The 17,964-nt window shown below is 69.7% G+C and carries 17 protein-coding genes and 1 pseudogene; 8 read left to right on the forward strand and 10 right to left on the reverse strand.

What is annotated here, in order from left to right:
• Window positions 1–182 precede the first annotated feature (182 nt).
• From AAFO60_RS16690 to AAFO60_RS16700, 3 genes are read right to left on the reverse strand one after another with little or no spacing between them, the layout of a single operon-like run.
• A complete protein-coding gene (locus tag AAFO60_RS16690) occupies window positions 183–1,010 on the reverse strand; it encodes an ABC transporter permease (RefSeq protein WP_347957355.1) in 828 nt (275 codons plus the stop codon).
• Window positions 1,007–2,002: an ATP-binding cassette domain-containing protein gene (locus AAFO60_RS16695; protein ID WP_347957356.1), complete on the reverse strand. Its 996-nt coding sequence runs from the start codon at window positions 2,000–2,002 to the stop codon at window positions 1,007–1,009. Before AAFO60_RS16695 ends, AAFO60_RS16690 begins: the two co-directional genes overlap by 4 nt.
• A 33-nt stretch (window positions 2,003–2,035) precedes the next feature.
• Window positions 2,036–2,824: an SGNH/GDSL hydrolase family protein gene (locus tag AAFO60_RS16700; protein WP_347957357.1), complete on the reverse strand. Its 789-nt coding sequence runs from the start codon at window positions 2,822–2,824 to the stop codon at window positions 2,036–2,038.
• Window positions 2,825–2,956: 132 nt separating this feature from the next.
• Between AAFO60_RS16700 and AAFO60_RS16705 the strand changes: the two genes are divergently transcribed.
• Genes AAFO60_RS16705 through AAFO60_RS16725 form a run of 5 tightly spaced genes read left to right on the forward strand, consistent with a single transcriptional unit; the run spans window position 2,957 to window position 6,356 of the window.
• Entirely contained in the window at window positions 2,957–4,204 is a 1,248-nt protein-coding gene (locus tag AAFO60_RS16705; protein WP_347957358.1) for an alkane 1-monooxygenase, read from the forward strand.
• Window positions 4,201–4,368 carry a rubredoxin gene (locus tag AAFO60_RS16710; RefSeq protein WP_347957359.1) on the forward strand — a complete coding sequence of 56 codons (168 nt, stop codon included), beginning with the start codon at window positions 4,201–4,203 and terminating at the stop codon, window positions 4,366–4,368. The genes AAFO60_RS16705 and AAFO60_RS16710 overlap by 4 nt, the downstream gene beginning before the upstream one ends.
• A 1-nt stretch (window position 4,369) precedes the next feature.
• Window positions 4,370–4,558, forward strand: a complete 189-nt coding sequence (locus AAFO60_RS16715) for a rubredoxin (RefSeq protein ID WP_347957360.1) — start codon at window positions 4,370–4,372, stop codon at window positions 4,556–4,558.
• Complete coding sequence (locus tag AAFO60_RS16720) at window positions 4,555–5,736, forward strand: NAD(P)/FAD-dependent oxidoreductase (protein ID WP_347957361.1); 1,182 nt, start codon at window positions 4,555–4,557, stop codon at window positions 5,734–5,736. The genes AAFO60_RS16715 and AAFO60_RS16720 overlap by 4 nt, the downstream gene beginning before the upstream one ends.
• Window positions 5,733–6,356, forward strand: coding sequence for a TetR family transcriptional regulator (locus AAFO60_RS16725; protein ID WP_347957362.1), 624 nt, complete (start codon window positions 5,733–5,735; stop codon window positions 6,354–6,356). Before AAFO60_RS16720 ends, AAFO60_RS16725 begins: the two co-directional genes overlap by 4 nt.
• A 65-nt stretch (window positions 6,357–6,421) precedes the next feature.
• Here the strand turns inward: AAFO60_RS16725 and AAFO60_RS16730 are convergent, their stop codons facing one another.
• On the reverse strand, window positions 6,422–7,279 hold the full coding sequence (locus AAFO60_RS16730) for an alpha/beta fold hydrolase (RefSeq protein ID WP_347957363.1): 858 nt from the start codon (window positions 7,277–7,279) through the stop codon (window positions 6,422–6,424).
• Between the two features lie 52 nt (window positions 7,280–7,331).
• On the opposite strand from AAFO60_RS16730, the gene AAFO60_RS16735 reads away from it, so the two are divergent.
• Together AAFO60_RS16735 and AAFO60_RS16740 are read left to right on the forward strand one after the other, a co-directional pair.
• Complete coding sequence (locus AAFO60_RS16735) at window positions 7,332–7,637, forward strand: hypothetical protein (protein ID WP_347957364.1); 306 nt, start codon at window positions 7,332–7,334, stop codon at window positions 7,635–7,637.
• 65 nt (window positions 7,638–7,702) lie between these two features.
• Complete coding sequence (locus tag AAFO60_RS16740; protein WP_432211722.1) at window positions 7,703–8,860, forward strand: L,D-transpeptidase; 1,158 nt, start codon at window positions 7,703–7,705, stop codon at window positions 8,858–8,860.
• Between the two features lies 1 nt (window position 8,861).
• On the opposite strand, the gene AAFO60_RS16745 is transcribed toward AAFO60_RS16740, so the two are convergent.
• The 3 genes and pseudogenes from AAFO60_RS16745 to AAFO60_RS16755 all read right to left on the reverse strand — a co-directional run.
• On the reverse strand, window positions 8,862–9,824 hold the full coding sequence (locus AAFO60_RS16745) for a R2-like ligand-binding oxidase (protein WP_347957365.1): 963 nt from the start codon (window positions 9,822–9,824) through the stop codon (window positions 8,862–8,864).
• A 196-nt stretch (window positions 9,825–10,020) separates the two neighbouring features.
• Window positions 10,021–11,274 (reverse strand): FAD-binding oxidoreductase, encoded by a 1,254-nt coding sequence (locus AAFO60_RS16750; RefSeq protein WP_347957366.1) that lies wholly within the window; start codon window positions 11,272–11,274, stop codon window positions 10,021–10,023.
• A gap of 425 nt (window positions 11,275–11,699) precedes the next feature.
• Window positions 11,700–12,149 (reverse strand): annotated as a pseudogene (locus tag AAFO60_RS16755) (PIG-L deacetylase family protein); the annotation flags it as partial.
• 104 nt (window positions 12,150–12,253) lie between these two features.
• Between AAFO60_RS16755 and AAFO60_RS16760 the strand changes: the two are divergent.
• Window positions 12,254–12,919 carry a PadR family transcriptional regulator gene (locus AAFO60_RS16760; protein WP_347957367.1) on the forward strand — a complete coding sequence of 222 codons (666 nt, stop codon included), beginning with the start codon at window positions 12,254–12,256 and terminating at the stop codon, window positions 12,917–12,919.
• 25 nt (window positions 12,920–12,944) lie between these two features.
• Here the strand turns inward: AAFO60_RS16760 and AAFO60_RS16765 are convergent, their stop codons facing one another.
• The 3 genes from AAFO60_RS16765 to AAFO60_RS16775 form a co-directional block, all read right to left on the reverse strand.
• Entirely contained in the window at window positions 12,945–14,984 is a 2,040-nt protein-coding gene (locus tag AAFO60_RS16765; protein WP_347957368.1) for an MMPL family transporter, read from the reverse strand.
• 72 nt (window positions 14,985–15,056) lie between these two features.
• Window positions 15,057–17,051, reverse strand: a complete 1,995-nt coding sequence (locus AAFO60_RS16770; RefSeq protein WP_347957369.1) for a M13 family metallopeptidase — start codon at window positions 17,049–17,051, stop codon at window positions 15,057–15,059.
• A 60-nt stretch (window positions 17,052–17,111) separates the two neighbouring features.
• The gene (locus AAFO60_RS16775) at window positions 17,112–17,840 is read right to left on the reverse strand and encodes a pirin family protein (protein ID WP_347957370.1); all 729 of its coding nucleotides are present in this window, start codon (window positions 17,838–17,840) and stop codon (window positions 17,112–17,114) included.
• Window positions 17,841–17,964: the final 124 nt, after the last annotated feature.

A 17,964-nucleotide genomic window follows, 5' to 3' on the forward strand; every position in this document is an offset into this window, starting at 1 on the left:
CGTCCCACGCGGCAAGTCGAGGTACTCCTCAACAAGCAACTCGATCTCCGCGACCGACAAGTTCGGCTTAGCACTCATCACGTTCCTTCCTGGAACCGACTCACACACAGCTTGGCACGCATTGAAAAGCGGGGTTACGCGCCAGTAGATTCCGTATCGGGGATTGATTTACGCTGCGGTCCTCAGTCCGCGGTCCGACGACGGAAGGCCCGCAGTGCGAACGGGGCGAAGACCGCGGTCAGCGCGAGCGACCAGAGGACGGTCGCGAGGATCGGGTGCTGCAGGGGCAGCGCGGAGGCGTCGGTCGCGCGCGGCCCGTTGCCCCACAGCTGCCGCATCGCCTGCACCAGCGACGACACCGGATTCCACTCGGCGAGGGTCCGGAGCCAGGTGGCCATGGGGGCGGTGGGCACGAAGGCGTTGGAGAGGAAGGTCAGCGGGAACAGCAGGGTGAACATGAAGCCGTTCACGGCCTCCACCGACTTGAGCCACGAGCCGACCAGGATGCCGAACCAGATCATCCCGAACCCGAAGACCAGCACCAGGACGAAGCCCAGGACGGCCTCGGGCAGCGAGGTGTGGATGCGCCACCCGATCGCCAACCCGGTCAGCGCCATCACCACGATGCCGATCGACGAATGCATCAGCGACGCGATCGCGCGCCCTACGAGGTACGACGTCCGGTTGATCGGCAGGGAGCGGAACCGGTCGACGATGCCCTTGTCGACGTCGGCGGTGATGCCGTTGGCGACGATGAAGGCGGTGAACACGATGGTCTGGCCCATGATGCCCGGCAACAGGTACTCGCGGTAGCTTCCGCCGCCGGGGATCGGCATGGCGGGACCGAAGACGAACGCGAAGAGCACCACGAACATGATCGGCTGGACGGTCACGTCCGACAGCATCTCCGGCATCCGTTTGGTGTGGATCATGCTGCGCTGCACCATGATCGACGTCTGACGCCAGATGCTGGGAGGGGCGATCGGCTGCTGGGCGGTCGGGGTGATCATGCGTCGGCTCCCTGCGGATCGTCGGCGGTGTCGTCCGCGTGCTGTGCGCGGTGCCCGGTGAGGCTGAGGAAGACGTCGTCGAGGCTCGGACGGGAGAGTCCGAGGTCGTCGACCGCGATGCCGGATTCGTCGAGCAGCGCGGCCACGCGAGTCAGATCGGCCAGGCCGCCGGCGGGCAGGGTGAGGGTGCGGGCGTGCTCGTCGACGAAGACCTCGTCGCTGACGCGGTCGAGCAGACCGCGCGCGGCGGGCAGGTCGGCGGCGTGGGTGACGGTCGCGACCAGGCTCGCGGCGCCGGCCTGCGTCTTCAGTTCCAACGGGGTCCCCTCGGCGATGATCTTGCCCGTGTCGATCACGACGATCCGGTCGGCCAGCTGATCGGCCTCCTCCAGGTACTGGGTGGTCAGCACCAGCGTGGTGCCGCCGTCGACCAACCCGCGCAGCACCTCCCACAACTCGTTCCGGCTGTGCGGATCCAGGCCGGTGGTCGGCTCGTCGAGGAACAGGACCGGCGGCGCCGCCAACAGGCTGACCGCGAGGTCGATGCGCCGCCGCATTCCGCCGGAGTACTCGCGGACGGTCTTGTCGCCGGCGTCGCTGAGGGAGAACTGCGCCAGCAACTGCTCGGTACGCTGCTTCAGCGCGCGGCGGCCGATGCCGTACAGGCCGCCGACCATCCGCATGTTCTCGCGGCCGGTCAGGAGCTCGTCGACGGTGGCCGCCTGTCCGGTCAGCCCCATGCTGCGGCGGACGCCGTCGGGGTCGTCGCGCACGTCGTGACCGTTGATCCGCGCGGTGCCCGACGTCGGCGTGCTCAGGGTGGTCATCATCCGGACCGCGGTGGTCTTGCCGGCGCCGTTGGGGCCGAGCATCCCCAGCACGGTGCCCGCGGGGACGGCGAAACTGATCCCGTCCACGGCGGTGAAGTCGCCGAACCGCTTCACCAGATCGACGGCTTCGACGGCGATGGACTCGCTCGACGGTGAGTTCATCGGCCAACCGTACGATGAATCGGGCGTGCTCGACTACTGAATTTCGGTGGCCGCGGGGGAAACGATCACCGGCGCGAGCGTCGGGCGTTTGGGCGAACGGCCGTCGCCGAGGGACCGGCCCCGGACCTTGCGGATGGCCCACGGGGTGAAGAACTCGACGACCCACCGGCTGTCGCGGAGCGTCCGGGCGACGATGCCGGGGTCGGTGACATCGGGCAGCGGCCGGCCCCAGTCGGCGGAACTGCCCGGCAGTCCGAGGCTGTACGCGGCACCCGCCGCGAAGCGTTCGTGGCCGACGGGGGAGGCGTGCAGCCGGTCCGACGACCACGACCGCAGATCGGTCAGGACGGGCGCGGCGTGCAGATCGACCAGCACGAACTCGTAGTCGGCGGCGAACTCGCGCATCATCTGATTCAGCGTCGCCAATCGGTCCGACAGGCGGCGCCCGAACGGGATGGTGCCCGTGATGTCCGGGAACGTCGACACGACGACGGTCGCGCCGGACTCGGCGAGCCTGCCGTAGATCTGGCGCAGATCGGCGTGGACGGTCGCCAGGTCGCCGCGCCCGATCACGTCGTTCATGCCCAGCGGCGCCGCGACCAGGTCGGGGCGCAGTTCCAGCGCGGGCGCCAACTGCTCGTCGAGGGTGTTGCGGGTGTTCTTGCCGCGGATCGCGAGGTTGGCGTAGCGCAGGTCGGGGTTGAGTCGCGCGAGGCGGTCGGCCAGTCGGCCGGCCCATCCGCGGTACCCCGAGGCGTCGTCGCCGTCGCACATGCCCTCGGTCTGTGAATCGCCGATCGCCACGAAACGCGAATAGGTCATGGGCCCGATCGTAGTGGCTCACCCGATGGCGGACGTGAAATAGCGCACTTTACAAAAGATGCAGAAATGTCTAGACGACGAACGTGTCATCAGATATTGTCAAATCACCAGCCGCCGGACCAGGAGGACGACATGGCGAATCCCACCATCGATCAGAACGCGGCGCCGACGGCGCCGTGGCGAGACCGCAAGCGCCACCTGTGGCTGCTGGGCCTCGTCCCGCCGACGGCGGTGTTCATCGCCACCGGCATGGTGGCCCTGTTCAACTGGGCCGGCGATCGGCTCGACTGGGGGTGGCTGTCGACCGTCTCGCCGGTCTGGTGGTGGATCGGCCCGATCCTGATCTACCTCCTGCTGCCGATCCTCGACGTCTTCTTCGGCCCCGACGGACAGAACCCGCCCGAAGAGCTGATGGAGCAACTCGAGGCCGACCGGTACTACCGGTACTGCACCTACGCGTACATCCCGTTCCAGCTGGTCAGCATCGTCTTCGCCTGCTACCTGTGGACCGCGCCGGACCTGAGCGTGCTCGGCATCGACGGCGGCCTGGGCCTGGCCGCCAAGATCGGTCTGGCGTTCTCGGTCGGCGCCATGGGCGGCATCGGCATCAACACCGCGCATGAGATGGGGCACAAGAAGGTCAGCCTGGAACGCTGGCTGTCGAAGGTCACCCTCGCGCAGACCTTCTACGGGCACTTCTACATCGAGCACAACCGCGGCCACCACGTCCGCGTCGCCACCCCCGAGGACCCGGCCAGCTCGCGATTCGGCGAGAACTTCTGGACCTTCCTGCCGCGCAGCGTGATCGGCAGCCTGCGGTCGGCGTGGGAGCTGGAGGCGAACCGCATGAGACGACTGGAGCGGCCGGTCCTGCATCCGAGCAACGACGTCCTCAACGCCTGGGCGATGTCGATCGTCCTGTGGGGCGCGCTGACGGCGATCTTCGGCTGGCAGATCCTGCCCTTCGTCGCCATTCAGGCCGTCTACGGCTTCTCGCTGCTGGAGACCGTCAACTACCTCGAGCACTACGGCCTGCTGCGACAGAAGAACGAGCGCGGCCGGTACGAGCGCTGCACCCCGCAGCACAGTTGGAACTCCGACCACATCTGCACCAACATCTTCCTGTACCACCTGCAGCGGCACAGCGATCATCACGCCAACCCGACCCGCCGCTATCAGACGCTGCGGAGCTTCGACGAGGCGCCCAACCTGCCCAGCGGCTACGCGAGCATGATCACCCTGGCGTACTTCCCGCCGATCTGGCGCAGCGTGATGGACAAGCGGGTCCTGGCGCACTACGACGGTGACGTCACCCGGGCCAACCTGCAGCCCGGCAAGGAGGAGAAGCTGCTCGCGCGCTTCGGTCGGGAGGCGTCATGAGCCGCTACCGCTGCGAGGTCTGCGACTATGTCTACGACGAGGCGAGCGGGGCGCCGCGTGAAGGCTTCCCCGCCGGGACGGCCTGGACCGACATCCCCGACGACTGGGCCTGTCCGGACTGCGGAGTCCGCGAGAAGATCGACTTCGAACCGATGGGAGCGTGACATGACCGCCGACAACTACAAGCTCTTCCGCTGCATGCAGTGCGGTTTCGAGTACGACGAGGCGCAGGGGTGGCCCGAGGACGGCATCGAGCCGGGTACTCGGTGGGACGACATCCCGGACGACTGGAGCTGCCCGGACTGCGGCGCGGCCAAGGCCGACTTCGAGATGGTCGAGGTCGCTCGCTCATGAGCGGCGACGCGGGACGCGGCGTCGTCATCGTCGGGGCGGGCACCGCAGGCGTCACCGCGGCGACCACCCTGCGGACGCAGGGATACTCCGGCCCGGTGACGCTGCTGGGCGCCGAGGCCGGCCTGCCGTACCGACGCACGGCGCTGTCGAAGGATCTGCTCGGCGCCGATCTGTCGACCGAGCGGATCGCCCTGCAGCAGCCGGATTCGTGGCGGGCCCGGAGCATCGACGTCCGCGGCGGTGTCCGCGTGGTGGCCGTCGATCCCGAAGCCCGGGTTGTGCGGCTCGACGACGGCAGCGACCTCGGCTATCGGGCGCTGGTCCTGGCCACCGGCGGTCGGCCGGTCCGACCGCCGTGGCTCGACGCCGAGGTGGCGACCCTCCGGACCCGCGAGGACGCCCTGGCCATCCGCGAGGAACTGCATCGGTCCCAGCGGCTGGTGGTCATCGGCGGCGGGTTGATCGGCCTCGAGTTGGCGGCGTCGGCCGCGTCGCACGGCCTGCTCGCCTCGGTGGTCGAGGGAACCGGCCGCGTCGCGAGCCGGGTGATGCCGAGGGTCGTGTCGGACTACCTGGCCGCCCTGCATGTGGAGAACGGCGTGTGGATGCGCATCGGGTCGCCCGCCGAATCGGCCAACGCGCGGCGAGTGCAGCTGACCTGCGGCAAGCAGCTGGTGGGCACCGTCGTCGCGGCGATGGGCGCCGCACCCGACACCGCACTCGCGGAGTCGGCAGGGGTCCGCACGGGGCCCGCCGGAATCGAGGTGGACGCGACCCTGGCCACCGACGTCGACGGGATCTTTGCCGCCGGTGACGCCGCGGCGCTGCCGGATCCGCGGACCGGCGTCGCGGCTCGCGGCGAGCACTGGTTCGGCGCCACCGATCAGGGGCGGGCGGTCGCACAGTCGGTGCAGGCGTACCTCGAGGGCCGCCCGGCGCAGGCGTTCGTCGACGTGCCGCGGGCCTGGACCGTGCAGTACGGGGTCAACATGCAGATGGTCGGCTGGCCCGCTGAAGCCGGTGAGGTGCAGGTGGACGGCTCGCTCGACGACCGGGATGCGACCGTCACCACGCGCGTGGGCGGCGTCCTGGTCGGCGCGGTCACCGTCGGCCGCCGGGCCGGCGTCGCCGCCGAACTTCGTTCCCAGATCGCCGCGACGCTAGGCTCGACCGTGTGACCAGCCCCGTCTCCCGGTCCGCGCCGACGAGTTTCGCCGCCGCCAGCAAGCAGCTGTTGCGGACCACCCTGCTCGACGGTCTGCGCAATCTGTTGCGGGAGAAGGACTGGGCGCGGGTGACGATGGCCGACGTGGCCCGCCAGGCCGGGGTCAGCAGGCAGACGGTGTACAACGAGTTCTCCTCGCGCGCCGGGCTGTCGCAGGCCTACGCGCTGCGGCTGGCCGACGAGTTCACCGGCGAGATCGCGGCCGCGATCGAAGTCAACGAGGGCGACGTGCCGGGCGCTCTGCGCTCGGGATTCACCCGCTTCTTCGCCAGCGCCGCCGACGATCCGCTCATCCAGTCGCTGCTGTCGGGAGAGGCGAAGCCGGATCTGCTCGGCCTCATCACCACCGACTCCGCACCCATCATCGAGGCGGCCAGCGCGCGGCTGCAGGCGGTGCTGGTCGAGTCGTGGATCGCGATCGACGACGACGCGGCGGGCGCGATCGCGCGGATGATCGCGCGCATGGCCCTCAGCTACGTGTCGATGCCGCCCGGGCCCGACGCCGACGCGGACGTCGCCGACGATCTGGCGTCGGTGCTGGCCCCGGCGATCATGGCGGCGCGGACGAGCTGAGACCGGCGAATGCTCGGTGCATTCGCGGTTCGTGGTGAACCGCGTAGTGCACCGAGAACTCCGGCTCATCGAGTCAGGAACGCCCGAACGGTCGACTCGAAGGCCGCCTTGGCCTCGATCATCACCCAGTGCCCCGAGCTCGGGAAGATCGCCAGTTCGGCGTTCGGGATCAGGCGCATCGGTGCGAGAGCCATGTCGGGCGGGCTGACGCGGTCGTCGCGACCCCACGTGAGCAGGGTCGGGCACTTCACCTTGTGCATCATCGCCCAGTACGGCGGGGTGTCGGCATCGGCCTGGTACTTCTGCATCATCGCGAAGGCCTTGGAGCCGTACATCATCGCCGCGGTCTGCTGCGCGGCCGGATCGTTGGCGGCCTCCCAGCGCTCTTCGATCAGCTCTTGGGTGACCACGCCGCGGTCGTAGACCATCGCGTTCAGCCAGCGGACCAGCTTGTCGCGGTCGGGAGCGTCGGTGAACTCCTGCAGGAGGCGGATGCCCTCCGATGGGCTGGAGGAGAAGATGTTGGGGCCGACGCCGCCGATGGTGACGAGCTTCTCGACGCGCTCGGGATGCCTGATCGCGAGGTTGATGCCGACGACCCCGCCCATCGAGTTGCCGATCATCGCGGCCGAGGCGATGCCGAGCGCGTCCATGAACCGGATGACCGACGCGCCGGCGGTCAGCACCGGATGGCCGTCGACGGGGTCGGAGACGCCGAAGCCGGGGAACTCGATGATGTAGGTGTGGTGGGTCTCGGCGAAGAACGCCAGGTTGCCGCGGTAGTTGCGCCAGCCGTTGACGCCCGGGCCGGAGCCGTGGAGCAGGATCAGCACGTCGTCGTGCTGCTCGCCGGCCTCGTGGTAGCGGATCACGCCGGCGTCGGTGCCGATCTCGCGCTTGGTTCCTTCGTAGGTCACGTCCATGCCAACACAATAGAACGTGTTCTAGTTTCTGGACAGTCGTACGCTGGAGTGCGTGAACATCGATGCCTCCGTCCCGCTCGTCGCCGCCGGCCTGATCGGCGGATTCGCCACCGCCCGCTACTCGGGCGTCCGTCCGCTCGGCGGGGCGGTGCTGGCCGCGGCGGGGGTCGCGGCGGGTCGTAGCTGGCTTGCGCGTGGAACGGCCGTTACGGGAGTTTTGTCGGCCGCCTACCTGGGTGCGTTCGGAATCTCACATCCGCTGGCCAAGAAGCTCGGCCCCTGGCCGTCCGTGCTGGTCGTGACGGGTGTCGCGGCGGGGACGACGGCGGCGGTACTGGCCGCCGCCGACCGCGCTTAGCGCGAATTCACAGGATCGGGGTGGAGAATCGTCAGGTGGCAGAAACCAGGCCGAGGGGGCAGCGGATGATTCGGCGTAAGCATGCGGTCGCACTGGCGTGTCTGGTCGCCGTGGCGATGGCGATCGCGGGATGCAGCAGCACTCCGCCCGCCGCGGCTCCGGCGCCCGCGGCCCTCACCGTTCCGGCGGCGACCGGGAAGCCGATCAACCCGACGACCCCGATCGTGGTCGACGCGACCGCAGGCAGGCTGACGGCGGTCACCGTGACCAATGCCGCGGGCAAGACCGTCGACGGCAAGCTCGACGCGGGCGGCGAGCACTGGACCACCAGCGAGGACCTGGGCTACGGCGGCACGTACACCGTCAACGCGACCGCCGTGAACAGTGCGAAGAAGCCGACGAGCAAGACCTTCACCGTCACCACCATCACGCCCGACGACACCGCGTACGCCAACGTGATCCCGTCGCCCGACGTGGTCTCCGGCGTGGGGATCGGGGTGGGGCAGCCGATGGTCTTCCAGTTCACGAAACCGGTGAAGAACAAGGCCGAGGTGCTCAAGCACCTGAAGGTGACCACCGTGCCGTCGCAGCCGGGTGCCTGGTACTGGATCGACGATCAGAACGTGCACTACCGCGGCCCCGAGTACTGGCAGCCCGGCACCAAGATCCACCTCGAGGCCGACGTGTACGGCGTCGACCTGGGCGACGGCGTCTACGGCGCCGAGGACAACGCGGTCGACTACACCGTCCACGACTCGTGGATCGCCAAGGCCGACGGCGCGACCGAACTGCTCACCGTCTTCCACAACGGCCGGCAGGTGCGGCAGATGCCGATGAGCCTGGGCGAGCCGAACAACCCGTCGCACAACGGGCCGCACGTGATCTCCGAGAAGGCCGCGCAGACGGTGATGGACTCGTGCACCTACGGCGTCTGCCAGGGCGACCCCGGGTACTACCGCGAGACCGTCTACAACGACCTGCGCATCTCCAACGACGGTGAGTTCGTCCATTCGGCGCCGTGGTCGGTCGGACAGCAGGGGTCGGCGAACGTCTCGCACGGCTGCGTCAACCTCAGCCCCGCCGATTCGCAGTGGATGTTCGACCACTTCGGCCTCGGCGACGTGGTCGAGGTGACCAACTCCGGCGGCCCGCCGCTGCCGGTGTGGGACACCTACGGCGACTGGGAGCTGAGCTGGGACCAGTGGCGGGCGGGCAGCGCCTGAGCTACTGCTCGGGCTGCAGCGAGGCCTCGTCCTCGGCGTTGAACTGCTCCTCGAGGGTGACCGGACTGTAGTCGACGTCGATGTCGGCGACGGCCCGGCCGCGCGCCGATTCGATCGCGTGCAACCGCCGTTGCGCGCGATCGGCGGCGTAGGTCAGGAAGACCTCGTTGTCGATGCCGAAGGGCGGCTCGTCGAACTGGTCGTTGACCCACTTGATCATCCCCATCGCGAGGGGGACCAACTCGCCGAACCGGTCGGTGACCACCTGCCACAGGGAGTCGTCGGCCGCCACGTGCCGACGGCAGGTGAAGGTGCCCCACGCCATGTGCCGGGTCTCGTCCTCGGCGATGTGTCCGATCAGCTCCTGCATGCCCGGCAGGATCTGCTCCTCAACGCAGATCCGCCGCCACGCGTAGTAGCCGGTGAGCGCCAGGCTGCCCTCGATGACGTGGTTGTAGGTGACGCTGGCCCGCACCTGGTTGACCGGCGACGGATCCGAGCGCAGGATCTGCAGCGCCTGCGGCAACTGCTCGTAGAACAGTTCGCGGTAGAAGGGGTTCTCGGCGACATAGGGGTGCAGGTCGTCGGTGAGGCCGACCGCGTCCATCCACAACCGGAAGCCCTGGGCGTGCTTGGCCTCGTCGAGGCAGAACTGCGCCAGATACATCTCGTCGCCGAACCGACCCTCGGCCGACATCGCCGACATGAACGGTTGGATGTCGTGCGTGACGGCCTCTTCCCCCGCCACGAACTGCGAGACGAGGTAGGTGGCGCTGCGTCGCTGCTCGTCGTCGAGGGCCGCCCAGTCGGCGGCGTCGGTGTCGAAGTCGATGGCGGCGGGGTCCCACGTCCTCGTGTTGCCCTTCGTGAACAACCGCAGCGGGAAGGAACGCCAGTTCATCCCTCCCGCCCGCAACGTGGTGAAGCCCTGGCGCACATCCGGTTCTGGGGAGACTGCAGTCACGACGGATCACTTCCGGAGGTCGATCGGATCGGTTGACCGTGACGCTAGTCCGTTCTGACACGACGTGGCAGCGGATTGGTCCGACCGCGCGACGTGCCGGGACCGACGGCGGGTCGGCGCGGCCCGACCGCGCGGTCTCGGTGTCCGGCGTCCCGGACCCGCCGATTCGGCCCGGTCACCACGCGGTCGCCACGCGTCACCACGCCGCCGCGAACCGGCGGTCGGGATCGACGGCGGCCGCGACCGTCCGCAACCGATCCAGGACCGGCGCCGACCACATCCGGGCGGTGTCGCCGGGAGCGATGACCCGGTCGGGGAAGTTCGCCTGGACGCCCACCGACCACGGCTGCAGCGCCGACATCAGCGCCCCGCCGACCGCATCGACCGCGTCTCTCAGCGGCGGCGGATAGGGGCCGACGGCGCAGGCGAGGAAGGAGGCGTGACGGCCGGAGACGGCGTTGGCCACCTGCGGTTCGCGGGCCAGCGCCCCGCCGAGCAGGCGGAACTCGGCGATCACCAGCGGTACGTCGCGGCCGGGCCCGGCGATCTCGAGCATCGCGTCGACCGCGCCCGGCGTCAGCTCGCCGAGCAGACAGCTGCTGTCCCAGGCGGGCATCGGATCGGTGGGGTCCTGATGCACCGACCCGATCGCGGTGTACGGCATCCGCCCCACCAGGTCGACGATGGGCGGGGCCACCGCACGCATCGGGGCCAGCAGGCGCTCGCCGGCGGCGTCGTCGCCGACGTGCACATAGCGCAGATGCACGCTCAGGCGGCCGCGCAGCGGCGGCGGCACCGGCTCCACGTCGGGCAGCCGCAACAGCGCCACCGAGACCGTCGTGCTCTCCGGCAGCGTCGGCGCCCATTCGCGGAAGGCGTGGAGCACGGCGGGCGCGGTCTGTCCCGGATAGAACACGGCGCCGCCGTAGACGTCGGGCACCGGCATCAGGTCGAGCGTCGTCTCGGTGACCACGCCGAGCGGGAGCTTCCCGCCGCGCATGGCCCAGAACAGGTCGGATTCGCGGTCGGCGTCGACGGTCCGCTCCTCGCCGCGTGCGTCGATCATCCGAAACGAGCGGACGTGATCGGCGGCGAAGCCGAAGGTGCGCGCCATCGGACCCATGCCGCCGCCCAGGCAGTAGCCGACCACCCCTACGTCCGGTGAGGAGCCGTTGAGCGGTGCGAGCCCGAACGGTGCGGCGGCCTCGATGACCTGGTGCCAGCGGGCACCTGCGCCGACGGTCGCGGTCCGCCGCGCCGGATCCACCGTCACCGCGTTCATCGCCGCGGTGTTGATCAGGAGTCCGCCGACGACCGGCTGCGCCGCACCGTGCCCGGTGGCGTGCGGGAAGACCGGCAGGTCCTGCTCGGCGGCGTAGACGACGGCGGCCCGGACCTGCGCCGCGGAACCGGCGTGGACCGCGATCGTCGGCGCGGGTGTCGCCGCCACGTTGAAGGCGAGGCAGGCGGCGTCGTACTCGGCCGTCCCGGCCTGGTGCGCGGTCGACGCCGCACACCGCCGCCTGCGGGAACGTGCAGTTCAGTTTCGCGGGGCCCAGGGGTCCACGGCGGCACGATGCGGATCAGGTGATCGCGCGTCACGAACGCGTCGGTGAGATCGGCCGAGATCGTCCGGTAGGGACCGGCCTGGGTGCGGTGCACCTCGATCGACCGCCGGCGTGCCTCGCGGACGGCGGAGCCGTCGACGACGGTCGTGACGTCCGCGTCGGCGCGGCCCAGCTCGGTCCCCAGATAGACGCTGTCCGGGTCGGTCGCGGCGATCTCGCGCGCCCACCGATCCATCAGCGAGTGCGGCAGACACCAGTGGTACAGGCTCGCCGGCCAGTCGACGGTCGCGGCGAAAGCCGCGGTGGTCGCGGCGCCGATCGCGGCATGATCGCGGTGCCCGTCCGAGCCGGTGGGGTCCATCGTCACCACGACGTCCGGGCGGTGGGCGGCGATGAGCTCGGCGACCGCCGAGCTCAACCGCTCCGGACTGTGCACGAGTGAGCCGGTCGGTGCATCACCGTCCCAGCCGGAGTCGGCGAAATCCAGGATCACCACCTCGGTGGAGCCGAGGATCGCCGAGGCCTCCCGCAGCTCGACCTCGCGGGCCGCGGCCAGGTCGGCGCCGCGTCGGCCGCCTCCCGACACGTCCTCGCCGGCTTCGCCGCGGCTCGCGGAGCAGACGATCACGGTCCAGCCCCGAGCGGCGCAGCCGGCGATGACCGACCCGCAGCCGAACGACTCGTCGTCGGGGTGCGCGACCGTCACCAACAGGGTCGGGGCCGGTGAGGGTTGATCGGGGACTGGACGGTGAGTCATCGCGGCACCAGCTCGGGAATCCGGAGTCCGACCGTGGCGGTCGAACGGGTGAAACTCAGTACATACTGCAAACTGCAGTATGTCTGTCGGGTAAACAAGTGAACATGGCAGATGCGAACACACCCCCGCGCAGTCCGGCGCTGACCGCGAACGGCGCGGCCCTGCTGGGGCTCCTCGGGATCACCGCGTGGCCGCGGCCGTGGACCACCTACGAGCTCGCCAAGCAGGCCAAACGCTCGGTTCACTGGGTGTGGCCGCGCGCCGAACGACTGCTCTACGACATCCCCAAGAAGCTGGTCGAACAGGGCTACGCGGTCGCGGACCCGGCGAGCACCGGCAACCGGCGCAGCGTCCAGTACCGGATCACCGAGGCAGGGCGCGATGCGATGAGCGACTGGCTCGACTCGGAGGGGCCGCCGCCCACCTTCGACGTCGAACAGCTGATCCGGGTCTTCTACGGCGAACAGGGGACCGTCGACCAGCTGCGGCGGAACATCGACCGGATCGGCGATCAGGCCGCCACGGCCCGCCGGCAGCTCGCCGAAGTGGTCGCGGGAATCGAGGAGAGCGGCATCGCGCGCCGGTCGGCGGTCAACGCGCTCAGCGTGCGGCTGGTCGCCGACCTCAACCGCACGATCGAGGACTGGGCCGACTGGGCGCGGACAGCGGTCGCGGACTGGGACCGGCCCGATGCCGACTGGCCCGACGTCGACTGGCCGGAAGCCGCCGCGATCTTCGCCGACGTCGCCGGAGCCCGGCCGCCGCATTGATCGAGGTCGACTGCGCGAGCCTCGGTCACGACGAGCGGCTCGGCCACCAGATGCGGCGGCCGATGTCGAGAGTCAGCGCAGGCACCAGCAGCGACCGGACGATCAACGTGTCGACGAGCACGCCGAAGGCGACCAGGAACGCGACCTGCGCGAGGAACAGCAGCGGGATCACCGCCAGGGCGCTGAAGGTGGCCGCCAGCACCAGGCCTGCCGCGCTGATGACGCCGCCGGTGCTGGTCAGGGCGCGGATCATGCCGTCGCGGGTGCCGACCAGCTGCGCCTCCTCCCGAGCCCGGGTCATCAGGAAGATGTTGTAGTCGATGCCGAGGGCCACCAGGAACACGAACGCGAACAGCGGCACCACCGGGTCGGCACCCGGGAAGCCGAAGGGACCGTTGAACAGCAGCGCCGCCACCCCGAGCGCGGTCCCGAACGAGAGCACCGTCGTCGCCAACAGCACCAGCGGTGCCACCAGACTGCGCAGCAGCACGATCAGCACCGCCAGGACGACGAGCAGCACGATAGGGATGATCACGTTGCGGTCGCGCTGTGCGGTCAGCCGGGTGTCCAGATCGACGGCCGTGCTGCCGCCGACCAGCGCATCGGCGCCCGGGACGGCGCCGGCGGCGTCCCGGATCCGCACCACCGTGTCCTGTGCGGCCAGCGAGTTCGCGTCGTCGGCCAGGGTGACCTGGACGGCCTGCCTGCCGTCGCGGGTCACCGGTCCCGTGTCGGCGGTCAGGACCTGCGCCGAGGCGACGCCGTCGACCGTCCGCACGCGCTCGGCGACCGCCGTGGCCGCCGCCTGATCGACCATCACCCAGGTGGGGGTGCCCGAACCCGCCTCGAAGTGTCGGGCGTGCATCTGCGAGCCGGTCACCGACTCGGCCCCGCCGAGGAAGAAGTCGTCGGTCGAGATGCCGTCGGCGCGGAAGGCCGGCGCGAACGCCGCCCCCGCCAGCAGCACGATCAGGGTTGCGGCCCACACCTTGCGGGGCGAGCGCGCCACGAAGGCGGCGACCCGCTCCCAGATCCGGTGTGCGGATCCCGACCCCGATTCGGGATGCCGAGGCCAGAAGGCGACCTTGCCGATCAGCGCCAGGGCAGCGGGCAGGAAGGTGACCGATGCCAGCAGCGAGGCGGCGATGCCGATCGCCGCCACCGGGCCGAGGCTGCGGTTCGAGTTCAGATCCGACAGCAACAGGCACAGCACCCCGAGGATCACCGTGGCCGCCGACGCACCGATCGGCGGCAGGGTGGCCCGCCACGCGATCAGCAGCGCCGCGCGTGCATCGGAGTGGTCGGCCAGCGTTTCGCGGTACCGCGCGACCAGCAGCAGGGCGTAGTCGGTGGCGGCGCCGAAGACGAGGATGAACAGGATTCCCTGACTCTGGGCGTTCAACTCCAGGACGCCCGACGAGGCCAGCGCGTAGACGACGCCGGAGGCGAGGGCCAGCGCGAACACCGCCGAGATCAACACCACCAGCGGCAGGATCGGCGAGCGGTACACCACGATCAGGATCAGCAGGACCACCGCGCCCGCCACCAGCAACAGCACGCCGTCGATGCCGGCGAAGGCGTTCGACAGGTCGGCGGCCTGCGCGGCCGGACCGGTCACGGCCACGACCACCCCGGGCGGCGGACTCGCCAGCGCCGACCGGAGCGCGGCGATCTGCTCCTTCGGCTTGCCCTCGGTGGACACCGGAACGAACAACTGCACGGCCTGCCCGTCGGCCGACGGCAGCGCCGGCGAGAACTGCGGCGCGAAGCCCGGTGTGCCCGCCAGCGGAGCGACGGCCTCGGCCACGAAGGCGCGGTCGGCGGGAGTCATCGTCGAATCCTTCTCGGCGACCACGATCGCCGGAAAGTACTCGGTATCGGTGAACTCCGGAAGCAGCGCCGCCACCTGCGTCGACTCCGACGACGACGGCAGGAAGGCGCTCGCATCGTTCGTCGTGACCGTCGCCAACTTCCCGGCCAACGGACCGGTCGCCCCCGCGATCGCGAGCCAGATCAGCAGGAGCAGCGCGGGGATCATAGTGCGGCGCAGCCGCCCGGCAGTCATGGGTTCATGTCTACCGGGTCGGCGCGCCGTGCGCCATCCGGGTTGCCGGTTAGGCTCGATTGGGCAGCAGCGTCACCAGATCCGGACGCGCTCGCCCGGCTCCAGGTACAATCCGTCGCCGGGGGCGACGCCGAAGGCGTCGTAGAAGGCGTCGACATTGCGGACGACGCCGTTGCACCGGAACTCCGGCGGCGAATGCGGATCGATCGACAACCGCCGGATTGCCTCCTCGTCGCGAGTCTTCGTTCGCCAGATCTGCGCCCAACTGAAGAACACCCGCTGCACACCCGTCAACCCGTCGATGACCGGCGCCGTAGCTGTATCGAGCCCGCCCGCCTTCTCGAGCGCGATCTGATAGGCCACCAGCGCGATCGACAGGCCGCCGAGGTCACCGATGTTCTCACCGAGGGTGAACTCGCCGTTGACCTTGTACTCGGGGTCGAGCCCGTTCGGCGTGAACTCGCCGTACTGCGCGGCCAGCGCGGCGGTGCGCTCGCCGAACTCGGTGCGGTCGTCGTCGGTCCACCAGTCCACGAGATTGCCGTCGCCGTCGTACTTGGCGCCCTGGTCGTCGAAGCCGTGACCGATCTCGTGACCGATCACCGCGCCGATGCCGCCGTAGTTCGCGGCGTCGTCGGCGTTCGGATCGAAGAAGGGCGGTTGCAGGATCGCCGCCGGGAACACGATCTCGTTCATCCCGGGGTTGTAGTAGGCGTTCACCGTCTGCGGGGTCATGAACCACTCGTCACGATCCACCGGGCCGCCGATCTTGGCCAGCTCGCGGGCGTTCTCGAAAGCGGCTGCCCGGCGCGAGTTGCCGATCAGATCGGTCGGGTCGACCGCCAGGCTCGAATAGTCGATCCAGGTGGCGGGATACCCGATCTTGGGCGTGAACTTGCCCAGTTTGACCAGCGCCTTCTCGCGGGTGGCCGGTGTCATCCACGGCAGGTCGACGATGTTGCGACGGTAGGCCTCGACGAGGTTGGCGATCAGCTCGTCCATCCGGGCCTTGGCGGCCGGCGGGAAGTGGCGTTCCACATACACCTCGCCGACTGCGAAGCCCGCGGCCTCCTCGACGAATCCGACACCGCGCTTCCAACGGTCCCGGATCACCTCGGCGCCGGTCAGCGTCTTGCCGTAGAAGGCGAAGTTCGCATCGACGAAGGCCGCGGGCAGGTACGGCGCGGTGGTCCGCAGCAGCCGCCAGGTGAGCCAGCTCCTCCACGCCGCGAGCGGCTGCGAGGCCATCAGCGCGGCGGCGCCCTCGATGAACGACGGCTGCCCGACGATCACCTCGTCGAACGTGCTGCCCGCGCCCACGCCGCCGAGCCACGCAGGCACGTCGAAGCCCCCGGCCAGATCGGTGAACTCGGCCAGCGTGCGCAGGTTGTAGGTGGCTTCGGCGTCGCGCCTGCGGACCACATCCCAGTGATGCGAGGCGATCGCCGTCTCGAGCTCGAAGACCGCCGCGGCCCGGGCCTGCGCGTCGGCGATCCCGGCCAGCTCCAGCATCGTCGCCACGTGCGCGCGGTAGGCCTCGCACGTCGCCGCGTGCTTGTCCTCGCGGTAGTACGACTCGTCGGGCAGCCCGAGCCCGCTCTGCGTGAGGTGCACCAGGTAGCGGTCGGACTGACGCGCATCGGTGTCGACGTAGAAGCCGAACAGCCCGCCGACGCCGTCGCGCTGCATCCGGCCCAGCACCGCGGCCAGTTCCGCGGTGTCGGTCACGGCGTCGATCTCGGCCAACTGCTCGGCGATCGGCGCGATGCCCAGCGACTCGATCCGGTCGGTGTCCATGAACGAGGTGTAGAGATCGCCGACCTTCGCGGCCGGGCTGCCGGGCGCGGGACTGCCGTCCGCACACTCTTCGACGATGGCCCGGACGTCGGCCTCGGCGTTGTCGCGCAGCACGTGGAAGGCGCCGTCGATGCTGCGGTCGTCGGGGATCTGGTGGGTCGCCAGCCACTTCCCGTTGACGTGGGTGAAGAGGTCGTCTGCGGCGCGTACGGAGTTCTCGACCCATTCGAGGTCGAGCCCGGAGGTCTGCTCGATAGTCACGTCCTCCATAGTGTCATCCGCGGCAGCACAATTCCCGCACCGGCGAAGCCGATGGTCGGACGGGGAGGACTACTCGCCGAGTCTGCTGTCCATCGACCAGACGAGGACCTCGCTGTCGTCGGCGACGGCGCGGATCGTCGACCCGCCGAAGTCGGCGGCGCGAAGCGCGTCGCCGGCGTGCAGTGCCTCGCCGTCCACCTCGACCTGGCCTGCGGTGAGGAACAGGTGTGTGAAGCGCGCCGTCGGGACCGAGACCCGCTGCCCCGCGGCGAGTCTGGCCACCGAGAAGGTGGCGCCGCGATTGGCGATGCGGATCGCGGAGTCGAGTCCGGGGACCCCCGAGGCGACCGTGACCAGCCGGCCCGGCGACAGCTCGCCCGACAGGTCGAACTGCTCGTACCCGGGCGTGATGCCGTACTCGTCGGGCATCACCCACATCTGCACGAAATGGACTGGCCGCTCGCCGGTCTCGGCGTAATCGTTGCGTTCGGAGTGCAGGATCCCGGTGCCCGCGCTCATCCGCTGCGCCAACCCCGGATGGATGACGCCGGACCGGCCCTGCGAGTCCTGATGCACCAGCGACCCCGATACCACCCAGGTGAGGATCTCGGTGTCGGCGTGCGGATGCATGTCGAAGCCCTGGCCGGGTTGGACGACGTCCTCGTTCTGAACCAGCAGGACGCCGTGGTGGGTGTTGGCCGGATCGTAATGGTCGCCGAAGGAGAACGAATGCGCCGAATCGAGCCAGTCGGTCTCGGTCCGAGCGCGTTCACTCGAACGAATGACTGTCTTGCTCATGGTGTCCATTGTCCCTTCCCGAATGGAATCGGCGCCAATCCGAAGGTGTTGTGCGATCGTGACCACATAGTCTCCAGATCGCTAGCATGTGGCCAGTGAAACGGGTGGGAATGAAGTGATAATT

The sequence above is a fragment of the Gordonia aichiensis genome (assembly GCF_039946255.1).
In the GTDB taxonomy this organism is placed as follows: Bacteria; Actinomycetota; Actinomycetes; order Mycobacteriales; family Mycobacteriaceae; genus Gordonia; species Gordonia aichiensis_A.

What these genes read in the sequence shown, in the direction of transcription:
- AAFO60_RS16690 (WP_347957355.1), bottom strand. Translation starts at nt 1,010, where the DNA reads ATGATCACCCCGACCGCCCAGCAGCCGATCGCCCCTCCCAGCATCTGG.
- AAFO60_RS16695 (WP_347957356.1), bottom strand. Translation starts at nt 2,002, where the DNA reads ATGAACTCACCGTCGAGCGAGTCCATCGCCGTCGAAGCCGTCGATCTG.
- AAFO60_RS16700 (WP_347957357.1), bottom strand. Translation starts at nt 2,824, where the DNA reads ATGACCTATTCGCGTTTCGTGGCGATCGGCGATTCACAGACCGAGGGC.
- AAFO60_RS16705 (WP_347957358.1), top strand. Translation starts at nt 2,957, where the DNA reads ATGGCGAATCCCACCATCGATCAGAACGCGGCGCCGACGGCGCCGTGG.
- AAFO60_RS16710 (WP_347957359.1), top strand. Translation starts at nt 4,201, where the DNA reads ATGAGCCGCTACCGCTGCGAGGTCTGCGACTATGTCTACGACGAGGCG.
- AAFO60_RS16715 (WP_347957360.1), top strand. Translation starts at nt 4,370, where the DNA reads ATGACCGCCGACAACTACAAGCTCTTCCGCTGCATGCAGTGCGGTTTC.
- AAFO60_RS16720 (WP_347957361.1), top strand. Translation starts at nt 4,555, where the DNA reads ATGAGCGGCGACGCGGGACGCGGCGTCGTCATCGTCGGGGCGGGCACC.
- AAFO60_RS16730 (WP_347957363.1), bottom strand. Translation starts at nt 7,279, where the DNA reads ATGGACGTGACCTACGAAGGAACCAAGCGCGAGATCGGCACCGACGCC.
- AAFO60_RS16740 (WP_432211722.1), top strand. Translation starts at nt 7,703, where the DNA reads ATGATTCGGCGTAAGCATGCGGTCGCACTGGCGTGTCTGGTCGCCGTG.
- AAFO60_RS16760 (WP_347957367.1), top strand. Translation starts at nt 12,254, where the DNA reads ATGGCAGATGCGAACACACCCCCGCGCAGTCCGGCGCTGACCGCGAAC.
- AAFO60_RS16765 (WP_347957368.1), bottom strand. Translation starts at nt 14,984, where the DNA reads ATGACTGCCGGGCGGCTGCGCCGCACTATGATCCCCGCGCTGCTCCTG.
- AAFO60_RS16770 (WP_347957369.1), bottom strand. Translation starts at nt 17,051, where the DNA reads ATGGAGGACGTGACTATCGAGCAGACCTCCGGGCTCGACCTCGAATGG.
- AAFO60_RS16775 (WP_347957370.1), bottom strand. Translation starts at nt 17,840, where the DNA reads ATGAGCAAGACAGTCATTCGTTCGAGTGAACGCGCTCGGACCGAGACC.